Annotated in this window: 3 protein-coding genes; 2 read left to right on the top strand and 1 reads right to left on the bottom strand. The window is 67.3% G+C overall.

Features of this window, described 5'->3' with window-relative positions:
- Both WA965_RS29390 and WA965_RS29385 read left to right on the top strand, forming a co-directional pair.
- The coding region (locus WA965_RS29390; RefSeq protein ID WP_526448305.1) for an RNA polymerase sigma factor at positions 1-1,284 on the top strand (1,284 nt) is incomplete at its 5' end.
- A 3-nt stretch (positions 1,285-1,287) separates the two neighbouring features.
- Positions 1,288-2,379: a methyltransferase gene (locus tag WA965_RS29385; protein WP_526298149.1), complete on the top strand. Its 1,092-nt coding sequence runs from the start codon at positions 1,288-1,290 to the stop codon at positions 2,377-2,379.
- Positions 2,380-2,393: 14 nt separating this feature from the next.
- Here WA965_RS29385 and WA965_RS29380 read toward each other — a convergent pair.
- The coding region (locus WA965_RS29380) for a hypothetical protein (protein WP_526448304.1) at positions 2,394-2,609 on the bottom strand (216 nt) is incomplete at its 5' end.

The raw sequence follows: 2,609 nt of genomic DNA, 5'->3' as shown, positions 1-2,609 counted from the left end.
ACCCGCGGCAGAGCGAAGAAGGCCACCGCGCCCGCCACCGGAGCGGCCGACGACGACCTCGCCGACTCCGACACCGCCGAGGACATCGTCGAACCGGGCGAGGATCTCGAAGTCGACGACACCGAGCTGGACCTCGAGGACATCGTCGTCGAGGACGAGGCCGACACCGATGACGAGGCGTCCGACGATGCTGACGGCGCAACCAAGACCGCGCCCAAGGCCGCCGGCAAGGCCGCCAAGGCCGACGCCGACGACGACGGGATCGCCGAGCCGTCGGAGAAGGACAAGGCATCCGGCGATTTCGTCTGGGACGAAGAGGAATCCGAGGCACTGCGGCAGGCCCGCAAAGACGCCGAGCTGACCGCTTCGGCGGACTCGGTTCGCGCTTACCTCAAGCAGATCGGCAAGGTCGCGCTGCTCAATGCCGAGGAAGAAGTCGAGCTCGCCAAGCGCATCGAGGCGGGTCTGTACTGCACCCAGCTGATGACGGAGTTCGCCGAGCGGGGCGAGAAGCTGACGACGGCGCAGCGCCGGGATTACCAGTGGATCTGCCGGGACGGCGACCGCGCGAAGAACCATCTGCTGGAGGCAAACCTGCGCCTGGTGGTGTCACTGGCCAAGCGCTACACCGGACGCGGAATGGCATTCCTGGATCTGATCCAGGAGGGCAACCTGGGTCTCATCCGCGCGGTGGAGAAGTTCGACTACACCAAGGGTTACAAGTTCTCGACGTACGCGACATGGTGGATCCGCCAGGCGATCACCCGCGCGATGGCCGATCAGGCCCGCACGATCCGTATCCCGGTGCACATGGTCGAGGTGATCAACAAGCTGGGCCGGATCCAGCGCGAACTGCTTCAGGATCTGGGCCGCGAGCCCACGCCCGAGGAACTCGCCAAGGAAATGGACATCACGCCCGAAAAGGTGCTGGAGATCCAGCAGTATGCGCGTGAGCCCATCTCTCTGGACCAGACCATCGGTGACGAGGGCGATTCTCAGCTCGGCGACTTCATCGAGGACAGCGAGGCGGTCGTGGCCGTCGACGCGGTGTCGTTCACCCTCCTGCAGGATCAGCTGCAGTCCGTGCTGGAGACGCTGTCCGAGCGCGAGGCCGGCGTCGTGCGGCTGCGGTTCGGACTCACCGACGGTCAGCCGCGCACCCTCGATGAGATCGGCCAGGTCTACGGCGTGACGCGGGAGCGCATCCGTCAGATCGAGTCGAAGACCATGTCGAAATTGCGCCACCCCAGCCGTTCTCAGGTTCTGCGGGATTACCTGGACTGACAGGTGGACGGAACCCCCAAGGGTCCGCCGCTTCGGCTGGTGCGGGCGATCGACAGGGTCCGCTCCGGCCTGACCAGACTGCATCGGTCCTCGGTGCCCGGCAACATCGCGCTTCTCGAGATGGCCACCGGTTCGTGGACGACGGCTGCGCTGTACACCGCCGCCAAGCTCGGAATCCCGGACGTACTGGCGCCCGGCCCGGCTCGGGCGACCGATGTCGCGGTCGAGGTCGGCGCCGATCCGGACGCGGTGTACCGGTTGATGCGGGCTCTGGCCGGCAAGGGTGTGCTCAAACAGCGCCGCGACGGCAGGTTCGCCAACACCGGCATCGGCGACGCGCTGCGTTCCGACTCCGAGGGCTCGCTGCGGGACATGGTGCTGTTCATCGGGCACCCGGCGCGCTGGGCCGACTGGGGCAACCTGCTTCACTCGGTGCTCAGCGGAGAGGCGGCGGTACACAAAGTGCACGGCATGTCGTTCTTCGATCTGCTGGGCACCGACCCCGAATTCGCGCAGGTCTTCAACAACGCGATGACCGCAGTCAGCGGCCTGACCGATGACGTCACGCTCAGTCGCTACGATTTCACGCGTTTCTCGCTGGTCGTCGATGTCGGAGGCGGTCACGGTGCGCTGCTCGCGACGATCCTGCGCAGTGCTCCGGAGGCCCGAGGCATCCTCTACGACCTGCCCTCGGTCGTCAGCGGTGCCGAGTCGACGCTGCACGCCTCAGGAGTCGCCCACCGCGTGTCGACCGCAGGTGGCTCCTTCATGTCGACCGTGCCCGACGGCGGCGATGCCTACGTGCTCAAGAACATCATCCACGACTGGGACGACGAGACGTCCCTGACGATCCTGCGGAACATCCGGACCGCGATCTCATCCGGCGGCACGCTGCTGCTCTTCGAGATGGTGCTGCCGGAGCGACCGACCCAGTCACTGGCACTGATGCTCGACCTGGAGATGCTGGTCACCTCCGGTGGACGGGAACGGACTCAGCTCGAATACGCGAACCTGTTGTCACGAGCGGGGTTTCGTCTCGACCGGGTGATCGGGACCGCGACGCCGACCTCCATCATCGAAGCGTCGCCGATCTGAGCTCGCCCCGTCGTTCAGTCGCCGCTGCCGTCCGAGCCGCGCCCGCCGTCACCGCCGCTGCCACCCTCGCCACCGGCTCCGCCGCTGCTACCCGCCGGACCACTGCCGGCGCTACCCGAACGTCCGGAATCACCCGGGTCGCCGTCGCCTGTCGCTCCGCCACCGCCGCCCGTGCCACCGGACCCGCCCGAGCCGCCGTCGCCGGTCGACCCCTGCGTACCGTCCGCCCC

Source organism: Mycobacterium sp., from assembly GCF_049683935.1.
GTDB lineage: Bacteria > Actinomycetota > Actinomycetes > Mycobacteriales > Mycobacteriaceae > Mycobacterium.
This window is presented reverse-complemented; position numbering and strand designations above follow the sequence as displayed.